The 1,019-nt window shown below is 38.5% G+C and carries 1 protein-coding gene; it reads right to left on the bottom strand.

Features of this window, described 5'->3' with window-relative positions; genetic code table 11:
• A partial coding sequence (locus tag ACHFIY_RS19270; protein WP_410847762.1) for an IS701 family transposase occupies nt 1-1,019 on the bottom strand: 1,019 nt, incomplete at both ends.

The raw sequence follows: 1,019 nt of genomic DNA on the forward strand, positions 1-1,019 counted from the left end.
ATATGCTGCTTTCAGTGCAGCTTCATAAATCTTTGCTTTTATTGCAAAGTGATTGAGTTTCCTTTTTACTTTCAAACCCTCCAATTTCACATATGCCAAGATAGAAAGCATGAAGTGATTTGTCTGTGTCTTTATTGTTTTTGTTGGCGATTTTGCAAAACTTGCATTGCTTTTCGTAGACTTATGATATACTTCTATCGCCCACCTTTTTTTGTAGATCGTAGTAATTTCATCGTATGATAGGTTTAAGTCGCTGCTAACCAAGTACAACTCCCCGACTGTATCGTCCTCGTTTTTGAAGATTTGCTTTAAAAGCAACAGCGGAAAATCCAGGCCTTCTACCCAAACCTCCACAGTTTGTTGCCCCAGTTGCAACGACTCAATACCTACATACTTTTTTTTATCCTTGTCTGCTTTGCTCAACGCAACATTGCGGTTAACAGGCATTGCCATCACAAAATCTATGTTCAAATCCCCTTTTATCAATTTCATGTTCTCCTTGCAGCAATACCAACTGTCAGTCAACACATAATCGAACTTGAAATTTTTTTTACATTGTGTTACCATTTCCCTTAGCAGCTCGTTCTTTGTCTTGCTGCTTGCCCGTTTTTGCTTGCCTGTCTTTTCATTTTTCTCCCATTTGTCTTTTTTAATGAATTCCACTGCACAAGGCAGGTTGACATCCCCAATATTTACCAAAGCCGTCAGGAAGTTAACCCCTTTTACAGCACGATTGAATACATGGTCATGGTGCCAACTTATCAATTCACTTTCATCCGTGTAATACTTCTCCTTAATTGAATCGTCAAAAATTAGAAAGGTTTTAACCCCTTCCTTTGCCTGCTCCTTAACCATGGGTTTGACTGCTTCCCACAAATCCTTTGAACTAAAATCGCTTGTTGACAAAAAACGGGTAACCTTGTCATGGCTTATTTCATTGTCAACCAATCTAGAAAATCCAGTTGCAGTTGTCAAGCCTGTTGACGAAATTAAATAATCCGTATATAAGTCCTTCAAGT

Origin of the sequence: Parasediminibacterium schistidii (assembly GCF_046546515.1) — a bacterium.
Taxonomy (GTDB): Bacteria; Bacteroidota; Bacteroidia; order Chitinophagales; family Chitinophagaceae; genus Parasediminibacterium.